Genomic DNA, 20,064 nt, shown 5'->3' on the forward strand with positions numbered 1-20,064 from the left:
AGAGAGGAACAAAAATATTTCGCCTTTTTTATTTATTTTTAGTACAATAAGGTGTTGTAAAAATAATCAAAGGAGCCATTATTATGAAGAAAACAGTTATCTTTAGTTATATTTTTTTACTTAGTCTGGTTTTTGCCGGTTGTGCCAAACCATCGATGGATGCGGGAAACTCCTCCAGTGACTCTTCGTCAGTCCAACAAAATGCCGAAGAGCGCACTGCCCAAATCAGCTTTAATAATAAAAGTGAAGAGCAAGACCAGGAGATTGAAACCAAAACGGTCACTTTTAAAGAAGGGGTTTCTTTGATGACCATCATGAAAGACAACTTTGACTTGGAAGAAAATCAAGGGATGATCACCAGCATCGACGGTTTAGCGCAAGATGAAAAAGCTGGCTATTATTGGACGTATACAATCAATGATGAAATGATTACAACTGGGGCGGATGATACCTTTTTAGGAAACAACGATAAAGTGGTTTTCACCTATGAAAAATTCGAATAAACCACTTTCATTTGCTGGAAAAGAAATTGCTTATTTAGGGCTGCTTGTGGCAGCGGCCGTCGTCGGCAGGACTCTTTTTCAACCCTTACCCAATGTTCAACCAATGACGGTGATCTTTTTATTAGTAACCATCCATTTAGGTCTTCGTCGTGGATTGATCGTTTGTCTGCTCTCGATGCTGATTACCAATTTTTACATGGGAATGGGAATATGGACGATCGCTCAATTAGTTAGTTATGCAATCATTATTTTGGGGATGTATCTGTTGTCAAAAAGCAAGCTGTTTATGAAACGGTTGCTTTTACAAGTCAGCTACAGTGTGTTTGCAGGTTTTGCGTATGGCTTTGTGATTTCTTGGATCAGTGTCAAGCTTTATGGGTTTCCCAGCTTTTGGGCTTATTACTTTCAAGGATTCAGCTTTGATGCGTTGCATGCAGCGGGGAACGGCATCTTTTATTTGATGCTGGCACCGATTTTTCTGCGACTTTTCCAACACTACTATCCAAATAAAGACAGCGAAGGGTACTAAGCGCCTCGCTGTCTTTTTGCTTGACTCAGCAGTCGTGGTGACAAAAACATCTATGTCTAGAGGAAAAGTCTTTGACGATCAAACAAGATAAAAGGGGCTATGTGAGGAAACAAGCAGGCATATTGTTGTGCAAAAGCGGTTTCTGCAGGTATCCTTAAGGTATCTAAGGAAGGATGTGGCTTTTGATGAAATGGATCGTGAAAAAAGATGATTTAGAAAGCTACCGCGCGAAGTTCCATGGAAAACTGGCTGGTTATGCCGAGGAAGCCAAAATGATTGCCCTGCCAACCCCAAAGTATTTTATCGTGGTGGTTGACGAAGAAAAAATCCACTTGATTCAGTTAGATCTGCAATTTCATGAAAAAGGGATGCAGACAATTATGATCCATGAGATTACAAAATTACAACTAGGCGGTGTGGTAAATAAAAAAGTCCAGATTCAGACACCTTCGACCACTGTCAAATTAATGATCAAACCGTTGGCGATCGGTATCAAAGAGCAGCAAAAAGCCTTGATCGATCGGTTTACCAGAATGTCGCGATAGACTTCGGAGGAATAGAGAGGAAAATCAGCTGGATTTTTTTCAGAAAAAAAGCAAGGGCAGTTGCCTGCACTTGCTTTTCGTGAGTCCTGTTATTCTGGCGTACCGACGATTTTAATAAACTCATCGATATTCTTGATTTTCATATGCTTGATCACTAACTGTTCCCGCTTGTTCCATTTCCCTTCGACTTCTAATTGGTATTTATTTAATGGAAGGCGTAAGACATAGCTGGCTAAGTAGCGATCCTTAATAATGCAATTTACGATTTTGTGGTCTTCTAAAAGTTGGATACCTGTCAGCATCATTGGCGTTTCTTGAAAAACGCGGCTATTGACTAACAATCCAGTGTGGGTTTCGTTCATGGAATCTTCCTTTCTGATAAACCTAGGGTAAATCATCTTTCTGTCTGTTATGTTACCTGATTTGCATCAGAAAGGCAATTCCTATAGTAAATCCTCGTTATTAAGTACCATGTAAAAAGAAAGGGGGCAAAAGGAATGGTTGGGTATAATCGTTTCTCAAATGAGTTTCAAAAGGCTTCGAAAGAACTCCGTGAAGGGAAGAAGTCCAAAAATGCCAATAAAGGGCTGCGAACCCGACAAAAAATCGCTGCTGAAAAAGAACAAAAAGCACAAAATGCTTTTTCGACTGGTTTTTTGATTGGTTCCTTCAGAGAGTTATTCCGCAAAAAATAAGCAAGTTCCGCTGCCAAGGCGGGACTTGCTTTTTGTTTAGAATAAATAGTTGAAGAAGACACCGTTGAGAAAGGAAAAGCTCAGATAAAATAGAAAAAGTGTTACGATATCCAGTGGGAAACCTTTTAGAATTGGCGGAATTGCGGCAATTTGATTCCGTGTATGAACCCCTGACAAAGCACAAGAAAAGAGGAAATACATGCCTACAGCAACAAATAAATTGGTTAAATAATCGGTATAGGTAAATTGGGTCACAGTGGCGACCGTCAGCAAGAGCACACTGACTAGGATCGTTTTTTTTTAGATCAGTCGTCAAGAAACGGTTTTTTTGCTGGAACGATCAGTAAACACAAGCCCGCCGCGATCAAGGCGATGATGGCAGCACTTACCAAGTTGGTGACCACTTGATTGCCATAGACGAAACGATTTTGAAGTAAAAGATAAAAGCTTAACCCACTGAACAAGTAAGCGACCGCAATGATCCCTGAGAGGAAAACCACTCGTGTCGTCACGTTCGGTTTTTTCTCTTTGACGGTCGGCGCCAAATTTTGACAGGCGTAATTTGTGAGTAGAATGACTAGAAAGACCACTAGCCGATTGGCGATAATCATAAGGAACCCTCCTTTTTTGCGATTTAGCTCATAATTTTAAGGTTGAACGGGGTCTTTTTTCCTTCCCCTAATATGCGAAGGCGTAAGAAGCGATCAATAAGTGGGGTGAAACAATTCATGATCAAGATGGCATAGCTCATGCCTTCATTCGTAAAACCAAAGAAACGGAAGAGCACAACGAGGAGGCCAACGCCTAAGGCAAAAAGATTTTCTCCTGCTTTTGTTCCTGGGGTCGAAGAATAATCAGTCGCCATATAAATCGCACCCAACATGGCACCACCACTGATGATATGACCGATGACCGTTTGCCAACTGCCAGTAAAAAGTCCTTCTGGACCAAGGATAAAAGCAAAGAGCCCGATCGTCGCAAAGATAATCAATGGGATACGAGGGGAGATGATTTTCTTGTAAACGAGAAAAATTCCACCCAACAGTAAAAGTAAGGCACTGGTTTCACCGATTCGCCCCCCGGTAAATCCTAAAAAGGCATCTACTAGTTCAGAGCCACCCAACGTTTCTCCCGCTTTCATGACAGCTAACGGTGTAGCACCGGAAACAACATCGTTCGCTGTAGCCTGCGAAACGACATCTGGTGCGATGCTACCGAATGGTGGATCAGGCCAACTGATTAGAAACATTTGGTTATAAAACAAGCCAATCAACAGGGCTCGACCGCCGAGGGCTGGATTTAGGAAATTATAACCGATTCCGCCAAAAAATTCTTTGACGATGATTACGGCAAACGCCACCCCAATCACTGGGAAATACCAAGGAGCTGTCGGCGGGAGGTTCATGGTTAGAAGCAAGGCCGTCACGACGATGCTTAAATCGAAGCGAAACGGCCGTTTGACAAGATAGGACCAAAGACCGTCGGCAGCAAACGCCGTAGCTAGCGCAATGAAAAACAAACCGTATACCTTGAGCCCAAAAAGATAGCCAGAGAATAAAACTGCTGGTAATAGGGCTAGTACCACACACCCCATGATCTTAATGGTCTCATCATTGCTACGAATATGGGGGTTGGGGGGCGTTTCTTGATTTTTCCGCTGTTGAAAGAGGCGCTCACTATCAGAATCCTTGTAGTAATCAGGCACTTTCCTTCGCCTCCTTTTGCAGCTGGGCAACTTTGCCTTTTGCGGCAGTGATATTGGCAGCTAAGGAACGTTTGGCTGGGCAGACGAAGGTACAGGCACCACAATTGATACATGCTTCTGCCAACAGTTCTTCACATTTTTGATAATCCCCCGCTCGATAAAACTGATCGATCTCCATCGGCATCAGGCGCATCGGACAAGCTTCGACACATTTATTGCAACGAATGCAGGGGTTTTCGGCATAGAGCCAATCGGTTTCTTCATTAAAAACAACGATGCCGTTGCTGCCTTTGGTGACCGGAACTTTCAAGGTTTTAACGGATTTTCCCATCATTGGTCCACCAAGAATCAATTTGCTGGGGGCTCCTTGAAAGCCGCCGGCAAAGTCGATCAATTCTCCTGCGAGTGTTCCTAACGGATTTTTGACGATGCAGGGATTTTGAACATCGCCGGTAACGGTTGTATAGCGTTCAATCAACGGTTTGTCATAACAGACCGCTTCGGCGATGGCAAAGCTGGTGGCAACATTGATCAAGACGATGCCAATATCGGCAGTCAAACCACCTAATGGCACCTCTTGATCGGTCAATAACTCTACTAACTGCTTTTCACCACCGGTTGGATAAACAGTTGGGACAGTAACGACTTCTATCGTGTCATCCTCTGCACTTGCGGCTTGCATGGCTGAAATGGCTCTTGGTTTGTCATCTTCGATGCCTATTATAATTTTTGGACCAGCTAATAATTTTTGGGCGATCTTTGCGCCGTGAATGATTTTTTTGGCTTCTTTTTGCATTAAGAAAGCATCGCTGCGTAGGAACGGTTCACATTCAGATCCATTTAAGATCAAAGTATGGATTTTTTTTTGTTTCATCAATACTGAATTTGACATGGGTGGGAAACGTTGCACCGCCTTTGCCGGCGATGCCGCCTTGACGGATTTTGTTGAGGATGGTTTCGTTAGCAGCGGATTGCCAGTCGAAGGGGACAGACAAAAAATCATTTTGGTAAGCATAATCGTTTTCAATGATGATGGTTTTTCCTTCTTCGTTGTTTTGATTCGGCCAATCGACCATGTCGACGATTTTACCCGAAACAGATGCATGAATTTTGGCAGATACAAACGCATCAGTCTCAGCGATCACTTCCCCTTGTTTGACGTAATCGCCAACGGAAACGATCGGTTCCACCGGGGCACCGATATGTTGTGCTAAAGGGATAAAAACCATCGTGGGTGAAAAGGTAAGAATTTCATCTTGTTCGATCATTAATTTTTCTTTTAACATTTTTAATGGGGGACTTAGTGAAATACCGCCAGTAAATGTTCTCATAACCAACACTCCTTTCTCTCCTAAGTTTATTCTAGCATGCCGTAAAGAATCACAAAACCCAAAACGCTTACATTTCACAAGAAAAACTTATTTCGGTTGACATATGATTGTTTGTTCATATATAATAAGTGTATAAATATGATTGATTGTTCATATGTTAGATGGACTAGAGGAGGTTTTGATGATGGCTGAACATACTTGTCAACATAATCACACAAAAACGGAGGGACATTCTCATACTCACGATCATGGGACTCTTCCGCGTAACGTTTATTTTGCAGGCTTACTGCTCTTTATACTGGCACTTTTTGTTCCGAACCAATGGGTGAAAGATGGTTTTTATTTTGCAGCGGTTTTATTAGCGGGCTATCACATTTCTTGGGAAGGGATCGAAGATACCATAAAAAGTACCAGAGCCAATCGGCGCTTCACACCGAATGTACATCTTTTGATGTTGTTGGCAGCGATTGGTTCCATGGTCATAGGAAATTTTAATGAAGCCGCTTTGTTGATTTTGATTTTTGCAGGTGCTCACTTCTTAGAAGAATACGCCGAGGGCCAAAGTCGAAGAGAAATCACCAATCTTCTCAAACTGAATCCCACGGAAGCCCGTTTGATGGGTCCAGATGGAAAAACCAAAAAAATTGCCGCTTCAGAGATAAAAAAAGGGGATATTTTGCAAGTGCTGCCTGGTGATCAGTTAGCAACAGATGGCGTAATCCTTTCTGGGACGAGTGCCATCAATGAAGCCTCGATCAATGGGGAAAGTATTCCTCGAGAAAAGACTACAGGAGACGAAGTCTATGGGAGTACGATTAATGGAAACGGCACATTTTTGATGGAAGTCACGAAAGACAGCTCTGAAACAGTCTTCGCAAAAATTCTTTTAGTGGTGGAAGCGGCGCAATCAAATCAATCACCGACCGAAACACGAATCAAAAAAATCGAACCAATCTATGTAACAGTTGTTTTCATTGCAGTCCCTTTGTTCATTTTGACTGCACCGTTTCTATTTGGTTGGGATTGGTATACAAGTTTTTATCGTGGGATCGTAATGATGATTGCCGCTTCTCCTTGTGCTTTAGCGGCAAGCGCTGTCCCTGCTAGTTTGTCGGCGATCTCAAATTTAGCAAAAAAAGGGATTCTTTTTAAAGGGAGCAATTACTTGACTAATTTTGCTCAGATCAAAGCGGTGGCTTTTGACAAAACGGGAACATTGACCGTCGGAAAACCTACAGTCACCGAAGCCGTTTTCGCTGATACGATCGATCAAGCAGAGGCAGCAGCGGTCATCGTTTCGATGGAAAAGCAAGCCAACCACCCATTAGCAGATGCGATCGTTACTTATTTCGAGAAGACAGAGAAAATACGAGAAATCGAACAGTTGACTGTCACAAACGAGATTGGTTCCGGGTTAGGTGCCGTCGCAGGAACAAAAACCTATCGATTAGGAAAAAGAACCGAAAACACCCAGTTCACAGGTTTGATGGAGCAACAGTACCGTCAATTAGAAGCGCAAGGAAAAACAATGGTCGTGTTTTCCATCAACGAAGAGGTTACGGCGATCATCGCATTGATGGATGAGCCGAACGAACAGGCAGCTTCTGTGATTCATTATTTGAAAAATGAAGGTATCCATACTGTTATGATCACCGGAGACAGTGCTTCTGCTGGCGAAGCAATCGGTCAGCGCTTAAAGGTTGACCAAGTGGCGGCCAATGTTTTGCCTGAGAACAAAGCGGAAGCGGTACGAGCACTCCAAGAAGCATACGGACAAACCGCCATGGTGGGTGATGGTATCAATGATGCTCCTGCACTCGTTCAAGCAGACATCGGCTTTGCGATGGGGGAAGGGTCAGATGTTGCGATTGAAGTAGGAGACGCAGTGATCATGAAGAATGACCTTTCACGTTTTGCATATGCCTATCGCTTAGCGAAGAAGATGGATCGAATCATTTGGCAAAATATTTTCTTCTCCATGTTTATCGTCGCGTTATTAGTCGGATTGAATCTATTCGGCATGATGAACATTGGTTTGGGGGTATTTGCCCATGAAGGCAGTACATTGATTGTATTGTTCAACGGGTTGCGCCTTTTGCGTAAACTGCCAGAAGCATAAAAAAAGCGGCTATCGAAAGATAGCTGCTTTTTTAATGACTGAATTGTGTCGAAGTTGGAAAATCAAAGGCATCGATTTTTTGTAATCGATTTTCGATCCTTCTTAGAATTCCTTCAGAGGATTCTAACGGTTTGATTGCATGATAAGCAGTCAGCAATAGGACTTTTTCTTTAGCAGGACGATTTTCGATGCGATAGATATTTGCTAACCGCTCAACATATTCGTAATGACTATAGTCCGTTTTATTGATCAAGAAATGCAAGAGATCTTTTGCTTTCGCATAGTCTTCTTGAAGATAGAAACTGATCGCTTCACGATACAATTTGATATCAAGTTCTTCGATTTGGTCTGGATTCGCTTTTAACGCACGCCACTCATTGATCGAGATTTTTCGTACGACTTTGCCAGTTGCATCGGTCAAAAAAATTACCGGCACATCATTTGGATGTTTTGCTTCTTGCTTGATTTTCTTCATGTCGCACCTCCCGCCTCTCAATGGACTGACTGTTTGATATCTCCTATTTTAAAAGGAATAGCGGGAAAAGTCTACATGTAGATGTTAGATTCAAAGGAAATTTTAAAACATTCTCATTTATTAAGCTCTTTTTCGTTGAAAATGGTTAACAGCGTCGGATGCCCCCATGAAAATCAAGATACCACCAAAAATTTGGAAGAACAGGAGCCAAGTCGCAAATGGATTTAATACAAGAACGAGTCCAGCAGCAATAATCAAGAGACTGATGATTAAGTTCGTGATGTAAGGTAAGCCAATGCGTTTTTGGTTAAAGCTTGCCATTAAGCGGGTGCACCCGCTGATGGTGATCATGATTCCCAAGAAAAATGGTACGATAGCAAGTAACCCTTTAGCAAAAACTAAAATCGCAGCTGCAGCGATCAATAGTAAGATACCAGAGACCGATTGCACATTGTAATAGCCCTTTTGTTTTTCTTTGTAGCTCGTATACAAGCTGATGATCCCTAGACATGCGATGTATCCGGCAACAAGATAAACGATCGTGTTAAAGACAGATCGTGGTGCGATCAAGATAATGAAGCCGAAGACGATATATACGACGGCACGAAGCAAGTCATAGCGTTGTAATTTATCAAAAAATGCATTCATGATAATTCCTCCTTTTTTTCTTATTGTACCGAATTCTGGTGAAAATAGATATCAAAAAACCTAGGAAATAGGCTAAGCCTTTTGTAACAGATCATTTTTTGGTAAAATAGGGAAAAGAAAACAGAACGGAGAGTATTATGAGTGGGTTAACGCTAATGATGTGTGCCTTTACGATTGTTTTGTACCTCTATTTATTGGTGGTACGCAAAGAGATTCACTTTCTTGCTGTTGAGCGCAAACTAAGCAAAATCGCTATTACGATCTTTTCAGTAATGATCATCGGGTCCATGTTGATGATGGATGACCAATTGGATAATCAGGTGCGAGGAATCGTTTCAGGTTTTGTCTTTTTAAGCTTTGTGCTAGACAGCCGCGGGTTAGCCCTTGATCGAATTATTGTCCATCCAATGAGTATTAAAGGGGTACTGTACCAAGAGATCGATCGGGTCGTTTTATTTCAAGAAAAGGAAGGGCAGCCTATTAAGATGAACTATTTTCGAAAAGGGATGCGGGGACCATTAATGAAATTCAAACAGCCGTTAGCTGAATTAGTGGTTTTTTTGTCGGAGCACTTGAATGAAGGAACGCCGATCGATATTCTGGTCGACCATGATCAAGGAACCAACGACTAAAAGACCCTTGATTGCTGCCGTATGTGGCCGTAATCAAGGGTCTTTTTTAGGTCGCGCATTGGATTAATGGAACACGCGGAAGCGCTCATCATTACTTAGAAATTCTTTTTCGTTCGGTTCGCTTTCTTTTGAACCAAAGACTAGTTGCGCCCGCAGTTGCCAATTTTCAGGAATTGACCATTCAGCTGCAACAGCGTCATCGATGACAGGGTTGTAATGCTGTAAGTTGGCACCTAATCCAGCTTCTTCTAAAGCGGTCCAAGCGTTCGCTTGAGCGATCCCATTCGATTGTTCCGCCCAAACCGGGAAGTTTTCTGCATAAAGGGCAAATTGGTCCTGCAAGTTCTTAACGGTATCCGTGTGAATAAAGAATAAAACGGTTCCGTAACCCGCTTTAAAACCAGCAAGTTTTTGTTTAGTCGCTTCAAACGCTTCGGGTGGTGTCAATGGTTCTAACGCAGCCTCTGTTAATGTCCACAATTTTTCGTGGGCTTCGCCAAATAAAATCACGGCTCTTGGTGATTGTGCGTTAAACGCAGTTGGACTATTTTTCACTGCTTCTTTCACAATGTCTTCGATTTCAGTGTCGGAAAGAGCCACATTTTTACCTAGCCCATAGATTGAGCGGCGCTGTTTGATTGTATCAAGAAATTTTGTCATCGTATTCCCACCTTTTCTATTGTCATAGAGTGAAGTATACATTCTTACTTAAATGTTAGTAAAACAAAATGCTTTGTAAGAAAAAAAGTCAGGCAAACGCGCCTGACTTTTTTTCTTACTGGGCATCAATGGCGATAAATTTGACAGTCACATATTCTTCGGGACCATATTTGCCATTTTCACGACCAAAGCCAGAATGCTTGACGCCGCCGAAGGGAGCCGCCGGGTTTGAGATCGCGATGTCATTGACTCCAACCATCCCATATTGGAGGTTTTGGGCTACATCCGAGATTGTTTGCAGATTCGTTGAAAAGAAGTAGGAGGCTAGTCCAAATTCTGTATCATTTGCCGCAGCGATGACTGCTTGTCGATCGGTAAATGAGATCAATGGAATCACGGGTCCAAAGGTTTCTTCATAGTAAATAGTCATGTCAGGAGTGATGCCATCAATGACTGTCGGTGCAAAGAAATTGCCTTTCTCATATTCGCCTTCAGTAAGTTTTGTACCGCCACATAAGACTTCAGCCCCTTTGTTTACCGCATCTTCCAGCTGTTCGATAACTTTTTCAACGCCAGCTTGATTGATCAAAGGACCAACGGTGGGGTTATCAAGACCATTACCGACCGTTACGGTTTCCATTTTCGCTAATAGTTTTTTAGTAAAAGCGTCTTTGACGGATTCTTCGACAAAAATACGATTTGGTGACGTACAAACTTGACCGTTGTTGCGGAATTTAGCTGCAACTAATTTTTCAGCAGCTAAATCTAAATCAGCATCGGCAAAAACGAGAAACGGGGCATGGCCGCCTAACTCCAATGAAACTTTTTTCAGAGTTGGTGCAGCTTGTTCGTATAATTTCATCCCAACTTTCGTGGAGCCAGTAAAGGTGATTTTTTTGACTTGTTCATTTTCGGTCAATTCTTTCCCAATTTCAGAAGAATCCCCTAAGACGATATTGACGACCCCGTCAGGAAGTCCTGCTTGTTGAAAAAGCTCGCCTAAAGCCAATGCTGATAATGGTGTTTCTTTAGATGGTTTCATAACAAGGGTACAGCCAACGGCCATAGCAGGTGCAATTTTTCTTGCAATCATGTTAGAAGGAAAGTTCCAAGGCGTGATCGCGCCAACAACCCCGATCGCTTCTTTGCGTACCAGCCAATGATTGTGTTCAGGGGCTGGAATCACTTCGCCATAGACTCGTTGTGCTTCAGCTGCATTCCAACGGAAATTGTCAACGTTGGATTGGATTTCAGCCTCCGCTTCTTTTAATGGTTTTCCTTGTTCCATACTCATAATCTTTGCCAGTCGGTCGCTTTCTTGCTCCATTAAATCTGCAATCTTGTTCATCAAATCGGCTCGTTCTCGAGGGGAGCGTTTTGACCAATCTGTGAAGGCTTTCGCGGCGGCATCGATCGCTTGCTTGGTTTCATCGATCCCTCCTTGGCTGACTTTTACGAGTTCTTCATTAGTGGCAGGATTGGTAACCGAAACCGACTCTTTTGTTCCTTCAAGCCATTTTCCGTCAATCAATAACTTCGTGGGCACTTGTGGTAACTGTTGGTTCATTTTGGCACTTCCTTTCAATAATGGGTTCTATTTCAACCGTAGCACGGATCAGAAAGTATGACAATTGATATGCAAGTCCAATGATTCCCCAAATTTTCATAAAGAACCAGAGAGGAGATGTTCTGCTTCTATCATTTTATGGTAGAATATAAAATAAGAATGTTTGTTCGATTCTTTAAAAAAAATAGTAAAAAAATTCAAGGAGTGAAGGACACGTGCAACAGATAAAAGAGCTTTTAAAAACAGTGGGATTTGTCGTGATCTTCGCCTTATTCCTCTTATTATTAAGACAATATGTCTTTACTCCTGTGATCGTAAAAGGAGATTCGATGGATCCAACCTTACATGATGGTGAGCGAGTGATTGCTTTAAAGAACACGGAAATCGAGCATTTTGATATCATTACATTCGAAGCGCCGGATGAAGAGGGGAAAAATTATATCAAACGAGTGATCGGTTTGCCGGGGGATCGGGTTGCTTATCAAAACGATACCCTGTACATTAATGGACAAGCGTATGATGAACCCTATTTGGATGAATTCAAAGCGGCTGTCACCGATGGCTTTCCTTTGACCAGTGACTTTGACATGAGTCTATTTGGTGTGGAAGTCATTCCTGAAGGCCAAGTATTGGTTTTAGGTGATAATCGCCGAATCTCTAAAGATAGCCGTCAATTAGGCTTGATCGATGAATCAACGATTTTGGGGGATGTAAAATTTGTTTTTTGGCCCATTGCCGATTTTGGCATGTTAGGAAAAGATTGAACGAGTATTACCGATTTTGTAACGTGTTTCTGAAAATGACCACTAGACAAAAACGTCGCTTTCGAAGAAAAGCTGCTCATTGTTTTTTGGGGATTTTTTAAAACTATGTAGAGAAGGAGTCCTTTCATGAGTTTACGATTTATCCTTGGTGATGGCCGTTGTCGTCATGATCAAGCTGTGATAGAGCAGGCAAAAAGCTGGTTAGAAAAAGACCATCAAGAAGTGTTTTTCCTCGTTCCTAACTACAATAAATTTGAACGAGAGCGTGAGATCCTTCAATTACTTAAAAATGATCAATCAGGGGATTTCGCTTCCATTCGGGCCCAAGTGTATAGTTTTCACCGTTTGGCTTGGTTTTATTTGCAGCAAACAGGATTGCTTTCGCAAAATGCCATCACTGAAAATGGTGCCTCCATGATCATGCGCAAGCTGCTTTTGGATTTAGAAGAAGAACTTGTCTTGTATCGCGGCGAAATTAATAAAGCGGGGTTTATCCAGCAATTGTTGGCTTTCTATCAAGAAATGCATACAAGCCGTTTGGGGATCGAGGATTTATTAGCTGGTGGTGCTGCCCCCAGTGCAACCCAAGATGAAGAGAAGAAATACCGTGAATTGGCGATAATTTTTCAACGATTTGAACAAGAACTTCTGGAGCGTGCATTACAAGTCGAACAACCGCTCACCCTACTGACACGCTTTCTGGAAGGTTCCTTGCTGGGTGACTCCCGGGTGGATCAAACAATACCAACTGCTGTGTCTTTGAACAAAGCGCCAGATCTTTCCCACGCCTTATTTATTATCAGCGGTTTCTCCGCATTTTCAACCCAAGAGCAACAGTTGATACAAGTACTGATGAAGAGAAGTCATGTCATTATTGATCTTATTTTGGATCGCGGGTATCCGCAAGAAATGCCCACGCCATTGAATTTATTTTACGAAGCAGGACGGACCTATTATCAGTTGATCAGTTTTGCTCGTGACAATCAAGTGAACATTTTCTTAGATCAGAAACTTTCCGTCAACCAAGAGGTGGACAAGGAAGCGAAGGGATCGATGCAACAGGCGTATAATGAAATTGAAACATTTTGGCGGCAGACCCAATCACAAGCCAATTATCATCAGCAGACCTCCGTCAAAGACTTTCTGGCAGTCTGGAAAGTTGGGAATCCCGAAGAAGAGATCCGTCAAATCGCAGCGTCGATCCGCGGGATGATGAGTGATAAGAAACGGTACCCAACATTACGGTATCGTGATATCCAATTATTGATCGCCGAACCAGAAGTCTATCATCAGTATATTCCCAAAATTTTTACTGAGTTTGAGATTCCTTTTTATATCGATGAAGAGCAGATGATGGCACAACATCCATTGGTTGAGTTTTTGAATGCTTTTTTTGCTTGTCAATCCTATGGTTTCCGCTTAAATGATATTTTGCGATTATTAAGAACGGAACTTTATTTACCGGCAGCCTATCGCTCCGAAGCAGATTGGCTCGTTGGGCGTGACCAGTTTCGTAAGTTAGTGGATATTACTGAAAATAAAGCATTAGCCCATGACTTTCAAGGAGCTAGCTGGACAAGAAACGAAGATTGGGAACTGATCGAGTATTTACAATCGGAAGAAGAGCAGACGGATAAAGTGGATTTTACGGCGTATACCAACCAGTTGCGTAGGGCCTTTAAGCAAGATGTTGCTGATACTCTTGACTGGCTGACGGCTGCTAGAACAAATCGAGATGCCGTAGAACTGCTGTATCGCTTTTTACTGAATGCCGGTGTCGAGCAACAACTACGGCATTGGCGAGACCAGGCAATCCAACAAGGAAAATTGGATCAAGCTCGCAACCATGAACAAGCATGGCAAGCTTTAATGGATTTGCTAGATGAATATGCCACGATCTATGGAGAAGAGCCCTTTGATTTTGCGCTCTTTGAAGATGTCTTATTGACTGGCTTAGAAAATGTCACATTCGGGAAGATCCCAACAGCAATCGACCAGGTCAACGTCAACCGCCTTGATTTGGCTCGTCCAAAACAAGCGAAGATCACATTTGCACCGGGATTGAATGAAACGGCGTTGCCAAGAAAAATAGAGAACAAAACACTGCTGACGAATGAAGAACGTCAGAATTTCAATCAGTTGTTCAACGGTGAAAAATACCTTAGGGATACAGTGGTGGAAGGCAGTGTCAAAGAGCCATTTGCCTTTTATTCGGTCTTGCTTTCAGCAACGGAACACTTATCACTGTCCTATGCCGTTAATTTTGATACCCAGCAAAACATCAAAATGTCGCCTTATTTAGACCGCGTGATCAAACATTTGGATGTTCCTCTGCAAGATCGCGGCATTTTAACGCTGACCAGTGACCCGAGAAACTATGTCGGCAGTTATCGTGGCCTGATCTATCAAATCAATAACCTCAGTCAGCAAGCGCAAAAAAACAAAGAGAATTTGCCTCGAGTTTGGGAGCAGCTGAAACAAGCACTGCTGCGTTCGGAATGGACAGATTTAGCTGCCCAAGTATTTGAAAGCCAAACTCATCAAAATATTCCGATTCCTTTGTCTCAAGCACAAGCTGCGGTACTATATGGCCCGTCGATCTACAGTTCCATTTCTCAAATGGAGACGTTCTATCAGTGTGAATACAAGTATTTCGTCAGCTACGGATTACGGTTAAAAGAACGGGAAGTTTATGGCTTAAATCCAGCAATGACGGGTGAGTTTTTCCATGATGCGTTGGACCGCTTTGTCAAAGTCCTGATTGCTGAAAATATTTCCTTGACCCAGTTAACTGCTGACCAACGCGTGCAATTTGTGGAAGTCGTTTTGCAGGAAATTTTTGGCGAAAGCCGTTACCGTTTGCTGACAAGTTCTGCACGGATGAATTTTATTCGGTATCAATTAGGTAAGACGATTCAGCGAGTAGCGTGGGCTTTAGCGAAACAAGGTCAAAAAATGCATTTTAGTCCTGAAAAGACGGAGGTACTGTTCGGCCAGATCGCTGGCTCAAATGGGATCAACGGGATCGAATTGCCTCTAAGCTCTGGTGGGAAACTACATGTACGGGGGAAAATCGATCGAGTCGACACGGCGAAAACGGAAGAAGAACAATGGCTTTCTGTTGTTGACTATAAATCTAGCAGCCGAGATTTTGACCTTTCTGAAGCCTACTACGGACTTGCGATGCAGTTGATCACCTATCTCGATGTCGCATTGACGGATGCTGTCCAACTGGTTGGTTCGCCAAATGTGCGACCAGCGGGGGCATATTATCTGCATGTGCATAATCCGCTTTTGGACGGACAAGAAGCCAGTGAAGAAGAACGTTTAAAACGTTTCAAGTATGATGGGTTGTTTATTGACGAACCGGCTGTTTTCCCGTTGCTAGATGAGGATGTTGAAGCCAGCAAAAATTCACCGATATTTCCTGTTCGAAAAGACAAAAACGGCGATTATCAAAAAACGACGCAGGCGAAAAACAAGTTTTATACAGAAGAAGAGCTTGAGCTGTTAAGAAAACACAATCGTAAAAACATGCAACAAAGCGGTGAGAAGCTATTAAGCGGTGAGATCGCCTTAAATCCGTCTTATAAATTAAAAGACAAGAAACGGGCGTGTGAGTTTTGTCCGTTTCGCAGCATCTGTGATTTTGATGTATTGTTGAAAGAAAATGAGTACCACCGTTTAGAAAACTTATCTAAAGATGAGATTATCCATCGCTTAAGGGAGGAAGAAGATGAGTAAGATCCCTTTAAAACCGCAAAATGAAACCTTTACGGATACCCAATGGCAAGCCATTTTTGATAAAGGGGATAATATCCTCGTTTCCGCTTCAGCGGGTTCAGGAAAAACCACCGTTTTGGTTCGGCGAGTGATCGAAAAGTTAAAAGCAGGAACGACGATCGATTCTTTACTGATCGTGACCTTTACCGAAGCAGCTGCTCGAGAAATGAAAGAACGGATTCAAGCGGCATTGCAACAAGCCATCAACCAAGAAAGTGATGAGCAAAAACGCCAGCACTTCGTCCGTCAGCTGCAGCTATTGCCGACAGCTAACATTTCTACTTTGCATGCGTTTTGTTTAACTGTGATTCGGCGTTTTTATTATTTGATCGATTTAGATCCAAATTTCCGCATGATGACCGATGAAACCGAAATTTTATTGATGAAAGAAGAAATCTGGACACAGCTGAGAGATCAACAATATGAAGCCAATGATGAAGCCTTCTTTCGTTTGACAGAAAATTTTTCTAGTGATCGTTCTGATGAAGGCGTCGGGGATCTGATCCTGTCTCTTTATGACTTTGCCCGAGCAAATCCGGATCCAGTCAACTGGCTAGCTCATCTAAGTGATCACTATATCGGTAAAGAAACCTTTGCTGAAAATATCCTGTACCAATCGCAAATCAAACCGACTTTGCAAGAAAATTTGAAGACAGCGGCGCATTTGCTGCAGGCGGCGCAAGACTATGCCCGTTCTGATGAAGCGATGGAAAAAGCAGCACTATTGATCGATACCGAATTGGGAATGGTGGAAACCTTAAAGGCTCTACTTGATGCAGACGATGTTGATGGCTTCTATGAGCAGATCCAAGTGTTGCGTTTTGGTCGCTATCCAGCTTTTCGCAAACCAGAACAAAAGGAACTCTCCCAAGAAATCAAGCCTTTGCGAGATGATGCGAAAAAATTGGTCGAGCAATTGAAAGTGGCCTTTCCATACCCGCCGGCTGAAATGATGGAACTGCTTCATCGATCAGCACCTGTCGTTGAGAAAATGGCGGCCATGACCGAAGCGTTTATGAAAGCATTTCAAGAAAGAAAGCTTTCAAAAGGCCGTTTAGACTTTAATGATTTGGAACATTTCACCTTGCAGATTTTACAAGGTGACGGCAGTGGAAGTGAGGCGTCGGTCTATTATCGGGATCGCTTTGAAGAAGTTTTAGTCGATGAATACCAAGACGTCAATCGGCTGCAAGAGGCAATTTTATATTGGGTGAGACAAGTTGATCATAACCCTGGCAACATGTTTATGGTGGGGGATGTGAAGCAGTCGATCTATTCGTTTCGACTAGCAGATCCGACGCTGTTTATCGAAAAATACTTGGCATTTGAAACGGAGAATGGTGGGCGGAGAATCGTCTTAGCAGAAAATTTCCGTTCTCGCTCCGACGTATTGGATTTTACGAATCTAGTATTTCAACAGCTGATGGATGAACGGGTTGGCCAAATCCCTTACGATGAGGCGGCAGCCTTGATTACCGGTTTTCCTCATTTTCCAGAAAGCGATGCCTTTGACACAGAGCTCTTGTTATATGAAAAAGAGCATGAATCTGAAGAACAATTGATCGATGACAAAACAGAAGGTGAGATGCAGATTACTGCATTGAAGATTCGAGAGTTGATTGAATCAAAATTCATGATCTATGACAAAAAAGCCAAAACAAATCGACCAATCACTTACAATGACATCGTCTTATTGACCCCTACACGTAAAAACAATCTTGTCATTTTAGATGTCTTTAAGCAGTTTGGGATTCCGATGGCGGTCAATGATGCTCAAAACTATTTTCAGGCAACGGAGATCCAAACCGTCGTTTCTTTGCTGCAAATCATTGACAATCCGTACCAAGACATCCCACTTGTGGCGGTCTTGCGCTCGCCAATCGTCGGCTTAACAGAAGATCAATTAGCTGAAATCCGTTTAGCCAATCGTTCCGGCGACTACTACGATGCAGTATTGGATTATCATGGTCAACATGAAGCGTCAAACTTGTGGCAAACGGTGGATGGGTTTTTAGCTAAACTAAATCAATGGCGAGAAGAAGCACGCAGACTGCCGATCCCGACCTTGCTTTGGCAAATCTATGAAGATACTGCTTACTTGGATTATGTTGTGGGACTTCCTGCAGGACAGCAGCGTTATGCAAATTTAGTGGCATTGATCCACAGAGCCGAAAAATACGAAAAGAGCAGTTTCCGTGGTTTGTACCAATTCATTCGCTTCATCGAAAAAATGCAAGAAAAAAACAAGGATTTGGCGGAGCCTGTGGCTACTCCTGTAGAAGATGCCGTTCGAGTGATGACCGTTCATGCAAGTAAAGGCTTGGAATTCCCTGTTGTGTTCTTATTGGATACAACAAAATTCTTTAACTACCAAGATTTTCAAAAACGCTATATCTTTGAAGAACAACTGGGGGCTGGAATCCAATATGTGGAACCCGCAGAAAATCTTAAATTTGAGACACTGCCGTTTCAAGCCATCAAGCAAGTTCGTTTGAAAAAAGCCTTATCAGAAGAAATGCGAAAATTGTACGTAGCATTGACACGAGCAGAGCAGAAGCTTTTCTTAGTGGGCTCCTATAAAAATCAAGCGGATGCCTTTAAGACTTGGCAATCTGGCTTGACGCAAGCCGAAATGGTTCTTGACCCTGCATTGCGCCTTGTTGCCCGGGGGAGTTTGATGGATTGGGTCGGACGGACCCTGATGCGCCATCCAGATATGGAAGCAGTATTCTCTGAAGCGTCAGAGCGCAAGCGGACGATCGATCATCCTGCTCATTTTCGTCTGTCATGGTGGAATCAAGAAACGATCACGCAACAAGTCCAAGAGACCCTTGCGCCAGTCGAGGAGCCTAAACGATTGCTTGCGCCAGATAGCAATATCGATGATCTTTTGAAACGCCTAGCCTATCGCTATCCTTATCAAAAAGCGACCCAAACGACTAGTTATCAATCTGTATCAGAATTGAAAAGACTCTATAACGATCCTGATGATCAACAGACCACTTTGTTGGAATGGCGGTCGGTTTCCGAGAAGACGAATCCTCAGCAATATCGCTACGTACAGGATGAATTGGCGAAACCAAAATTTCTGCAAGAGACGAAGCCTCTCGCCAGCAGTATCGGGACCGCAACCCATACGGTTTTGCAAATGATCCCATTGGGAATGAAGCCAACACAAGATACTTTGGAGCTCCTGATTGCTGAACTCGTGAAAAAGCAATTTTTTTCTGAAGAAATCGCCAAAAAAATTGACCGATCGAGCATTTTGTGGTTTTATCAAACTGAACTAGGTGAATTGCTGAACCGAGCCTCTAATTTGGTGAAGCGGGAACAACCGTTTTCGATGCTAAAAGAGGCTGATACGATCTTTGAAGAGTTTGACGAACCAGATGCGCCGCTTTTGATCCACGGAATTATCGATGGCTATATTGAATTGGCGGATGAAATCATTTTGTATGACTTTAAAACAGATGATGTTTTCGGTAGTCAGACTCAGATTGAAAAGAAAATGCGCGAACGATACTATGGTCAATTGAAACTCTATTGCCAAGCATTGGAGAAAGCGTTGAACAAACCAGTGAAACAGACCTATTTAGTGCTGTTAAAACCTAAGATGATCGTGTCATTCTAACTGATCGATCCTAGTTTCTTACAATTCGTAAGTCATATGCTATAATAGGTAAAAGAGGTGATGGAGAATGATAAAAGTAGAATCGGATTATGCCCTTTGTCCTAAATTTGAAAAAGCTTTTTCTATTTTAGGCAAAAAGTGGAACGGCTTGATCATTGATGTCCTTCTTGAAGACGGCAAACAAAGATTTGTTGAGTTAGCAAACAAGATTCCTCAAGTGAGTGATCGGGTGTTAGTCGAACGCTTGAAAGAATTAGAGCGGGAAGAAATTGTCTGCAAAGAAAACAATCTTTACTGCTTGACGCCAAGAGGTATTGCTCTTGAAAAGAGTATGATGAGTGTGAAGCGTTGGGCAGAAACATGGGTACGTGAGGAAGAATGCAGTTGATTTCTCACCAGAAATTAGGTAAACTAACCTTAAATGAATAGTTAAAAAGCGTTGATAGAAACTAGTAATTTGGCTGAATCAGAAAAAGG

At 42.5% G+C, this 20,064-nt stretch carries 17 protein-coding genes and 1 pseudogene; 10 read left to right on the forward strand and 8 right to left on the reverse strand.

All coding sequences use genetic code 11. The features are described from left to right. Positions 1–83 precede the first annotated feature (83 nt). The 3 genes from FJU10_RS07595 to FJU10_RS07605 all read left to right on the forward strand — a co-directional run bounded on the left by FJU10_RS07595 (position 84) and on the right by FJU10_RS07605 (position 1,577). Complete coding sequence (locus FJU10_RS07595) at positions 84–503, forward strand: DUF4430 domain-containing protein (RefSeq protein ID WP_077453454.1); 420 nt, start codon at positions 84–86, stop codon at positions 501–503. Further along, positions 487–1,032: an ECF transporter S component gene (locus FJU10_RS07600; protein ID WP_140965584.1), complete on the forward strand. Its 546-nt coding sequence runs from the start codon at positions 487–489 to the stop codon at positions 1,030–1,032. The genes FJU10_RS07595 and FJU10_RS07600 overlap by 17 nt, the downstream gene beginning before the upstream one ends. Before the next feature lie 173 nt (positions 1,033–1,205). Next, positions 1,206–1,577 carry a hypothetical protein gene (locus tag FJU10_RS07605; protein ID WP_140965585.1) on the forward strand — a complete coding sequence of 124 codons (372 nt, stop codon included), beginning with the start codon at positions 1,206–1,208 and terminating at the stop codon, positions 1,575–1,577. Positions 1,578–1,666: 89 nt separating this feature from the next. Here FJU10_RS07605 and FJU10_RS07610 read toward each other — a convergent pair whose 3' ends face one another. Then, entirely contained in the window at positions 1,667–1,939 is a 273-nt protein-coding gene (locus tag FJU10_RS07610; protein WP_005226206.1) for a hypothetical protein, read from the reverse strand. A gap of 135 nt (positions 1,940–2,074) precedes the next feature. Between FJU10_RS07610 and FJU10_RS07615 the strand changes: the two genes are divergently transcribed. Next, positions 2,075–2,272, forward strand: coding sequence for a hypothetical protein (locus FJU10_RS07615; RefSeq protein WP_005236143.1), 198 nt, complete (start codon positions 2,075–2,077; stop codon positions 2,270–2,272). Between the two features lie 305 nt (positions 2,273–2,577). Here the strand turns inward: FJU10_RS07615 and FJU10_RS19315 are convergent, their stop codons facing one another. From FJU10_RS19315 to rsxC, 3 genes and pseudogenes are all read right to left on the reverse strand, one after another. Next, a complete protein-coding gene (locus tag FJU10_RS19315; protein ID WP_223272996.1) occupies positions 2,578–2,883 on the reverse strand; it encodes a hypothetical protein in 306 nt (101 codons plus the stop codon). A 23-nt stretch (positions 2,884–2,906) separates the two neighbouring features. Beyond that, a complete protein-coding gene (locus FJU10_RS07625; protein WP_140965586.1) occupies positions 2,907–3,977 on the reverse strand; it encodes an RnfABCDGE type electron transport complex subunit D in 1,071 nt (356 codons plus the stop codon). Continuing rightward, positions 3,970–5,308: pseudogene (rsxC, locus tag FJU10_RS07630) on the reverse strand (electron transport complex subunit RsxC). Before rsxC ends, FJU10_RS07625 begins: the two are co-directional and overlap by 8 nt. Positions 5,309–5,492: 184 nt before the next feature. Between rsxC and FJU10_RS07635 the strand changes: the two are divergent. Beyond that, positions 5,493–7,427 carry a heavy metal translocating P-type ATPase gene (locus FJU10_RS07635; protein ID WP_140965587.1) on the forward strand — a complete coding sequence of 645 codons (1,935 nt, stop codon included), beginning with the start codon at positions 5,493–5,495 and terminating at the stop codon, positions 7,425–7,427. 31 nt (positions 7,428–7,458) lie between these two features. Here the strand turns inward: FJU10_RS07635 and FJU10_RS07640 are convergent, their stop codons facing one another. Further along, on the reverse strand, positions 7,459–7,902 hold the full coding sequence (locus tag FJU10_RS07640) for a hypothetical protein (protein ID WP_077453448.1): 444 nt from the start codon (positions 7,900–7,902) through the stop codon (positions 7,459–7,461). Between the two features lie 120 nt (positions 7,903–8,022). Continuing rightward, positions 8,023–8,550: an HdeD family acid-resistance protein gene (locus tag FJU10_RS07645; protein WP_140965588.1), complete on the reverse strand. Its 528-nt coding sequence runs from the start codon at positions 8,548–8,550 to the stop codon at positions 8,023–8,025. 137 nt (positions 8,551–8,687) lie between these two features. Here FJU10_RS07645 and FJU10_RS07650 point away from each other — a divergent pair, with 137 nt between their 5' ends. After that, on the forward strand, positions 8,688–9,182 hold the full coding sequence (locus FJU10_RS07650; RefSeq protein ID WP_077453446.1) for a hypothetical protein: 495 nt from the start codon (positions 8,688–8,690) through the stop codon (positions 9,180–9,182). Positions 9,183–9,245: 63 nt separating this feature from the next. On the opposite strand, the gene FJU10_RS07655 is transcribed toward FJU10_RS07650, so the two are convergent. Next, positions 9,246–9,842, reverse strand: coding sequence for a nitroreductase family protein (locus tag FJU10_RS07655; RefSeq protein WP_140965589.1), 597 nt, complete (start codon positions 9,840–9,842; stop codon positions 9,246–9,248). A 115-nt stretch (positions 9,843–9,957) separates the two neighbouring features. Further along, positions 9,958–11,409, reverse strand: a complete 1,452-nt coding sequence (locus FJU10_RS07660) for an NAD-dependent succinate-semialdehyde dehydrogenase (protein WP_140965590.1) — start codon at positions 11,407–11,409, stop codon at positions 9,958–9,960. A gap of 215 nt (positions 11,410–11,624) precedes the next feature. Between FJU10_RS07660 and lepB the strand changes: the two genes are divergently transcribed. From lepB to FJU10_RS07680, 4 genes are all read left to right on the forward strand, one after another. Next, positions 11,625–12,173: a signal peptidase I gene (lepB, locus tag FJU10_RS07665; RefSeq protein WP_086292427.1), complete on the forward strand. Its 549-nt coding sequence runs from the start codon at positions 11,625–11,627 to the stop codon at positions 12,171–12,173. 126 nt (positions 12,174–12,299) lie between these two features. Then, a complete protein-coding gene (locus FJU10_RS07670; protein ID WP_140965591.1) occupies positions 12,300–15,917 on the forward strand; it encodes a PD-(D/E)XK nuclease family protein in 3,618 nt (1,205 codons plus the stop codon). Continuing rightward, positions 15,910–19,587 (forward strand): helicase-exonuclease AddAB subunit AddA, encoded by a 3,678-nt coding sequence (gene addA / locus FJU10_RS07675; RefSeq protein WP_140965592.1) that lies wholly within the window; start codon positions 15,910–15,912, stop codon positions 19,585–19,587. Before FJU10_RS07670 ends, addA begins: the two co-directional genes overlap by 8 nt. 67 nt (positions 19,588–19,654) lie before the next feature. After that, on the forward strand, positions 19,655–19,975 hold the full coding sequence (locus tag FJU10_RS07680) for a winged helix-turn-helix transcriptional regulator (protein WP_005226192.1): 321 nt from the start codon (positions 19,655–19,657) through the stop codon (positions 19,973–19,975). The last annotated feature ends 89 nt before the right edge of the window (positions 19,976–20,064 follow it).

The sequence above is a fragment of the Enterococcus sp. OL5 genome (genome assembly GCF_006491895.1).
Taxonomy (GTDB): domain Bacteria; phylum Bacillota; class Bacilli; order Lactobacillales; family Enterococcaceae; genus Enterococcus_D; species Enterococcus_D innesii.

Coding starts and splice junctions, on each gene's coding strand:
- FJU10_RS07595 (WP_077453454.1), top strand. CDS start 84: ATGAAGAAAACAGTTATCTTTAGTTATATTTTTTTACTTAGTCTGGTT.
- FJU10_RS07600 (WP_140965584.1), top strand. CDS start 487: ATGAAAAATTCGAATAAACCACTTTCATTTGCTGGAAAAGAAATTGCT.
- FJU10_RS07605 (WP_140965585.1), top strand. CDS start 1,206: ATGTGGCTTTTGATGAAATGGATCGTGAAAAAAGATGATTTAGAAAGC.
- FJU10_RS07610 (WP_005226206.1), bottom strand. CDS start 1,939: ATGAACGAAACCCACACTGGATTGTTAGTCAATAGCCGCGTTTTTCAA.
- FJU10_RS07615 (WP_005236143.1), top strand. CDS start 2,075: ATGGTTGGGTATAATCGTTTCTCAAATGAGTTTCAAAAGGCTTCGAAA.
- FJU10_RS19315 (WP_223272996.1), bottom strand. CDS start 2,883: ATGATTATCGCCAATCGGCTAGTGGTCTTTCTAGTCATTCTACTCACA.
- FJU10_RS07635 (WP_140965587.1), top strand. CDS start 5,493: ATGGCTGAACATACTTGTCAACATAATCACACAAAAACGGAGGGACAT.
- FJU10_RS07640 (WP_077453448.1), bottom strand. CDS start 7,902: ATGAAGAAAATCAAGCAAGAAGCAAAACATCCAAATGATGTGCCGGTA.
- FJU10_RS07645 (WP_140965588.1), bottom strand. CDS start 8,550: ATGAATGCATTTTTTGATAAATTACAACGCTATGACTTGCTTCGTGCC.
- FJU10_RS07650 (WP_077453446.1), top strand. CDS start 8,688: ATGAGTGGGTTAACGCTAATGATGTGTGCCTTTACGATTGTTTTGTAC.
- FJU10_RS07655 (WP_140965589.1), bottom strand. CDS start 9,842: ATGACAAAATTTCTTGATACAATCAAACAGCGCCGCTCAATCTATGGG.
- FJU10_RS07660 (WP_140965590.1), bottom strand. CDS start 11,409: ATGAACCAACAGTTACCACAAGTGCCCACGAAGTTATTGATTGACGGA.
- FJU10_RS07670 (WP_140965591.1), top strand. CDS start 12,300: ATGAGTTTACGATTTATCCTTGGTGATGGCCGTTGTCGTCATGATCAA.
- addA (WP_140965592.1), top strand. CDS start 15,910: ATGAGTAAGATCCCTTTAAAACCGCAAAATGAAACCTTTACGGATACC.
- FJU10_RS07680 (WP_005226192.1), top strand. CDS start 19,655: ATGATAAAAGTAGAATCGGATTATGCCCTTTGTCCTAAATTTGAAAAA.